This window comes from Pseudonocardia sp. SID8383 (assembly GCF_009864975.1).
Lineage (GTDB): Bacteria > Actinomycetota > Actinomycetes > Mycobacteriales > Pseudonocardiaceae > Pseudonocardia > Pseudonocardia alni.
Window position 1 is genome coordinate 1 of the sequence record NZ_WWFY01000677.1, and the last position, 207, is coordinate 207.

Here is a 207-nt window from a genome sequence, read left to right on the forward strand (position 1 = left end):
CAGGAGCTCGGCGAGCCGGTCGACGCCGCCGCCGCGGTCGCGCGGGTCGCGCTGAACCTGCGGGGCCTCCCCCGTGACCGGGTCGACCGCGGCGACGCGCTGCTCGGCCCGGGGGCGTGGCCGGTGACCGGGGAGGCCGACGTCGCGCTGCACGGGGTCGGCGGGCCGGTGCCGCTGCCGTCGTCGCCGGTCGGGCTGACCCTGCAC

General features: G+C 81.6%; 1 pseudogene. It reads left to right on the forward strand.

Annotated elements, in window-relative coordinates:
• Window positions 1-207, forward strand: a pseudogene (locus tag GTW08_RS31105) (selenocysteine-specific translation elongation factor); the annotation flags it as partial.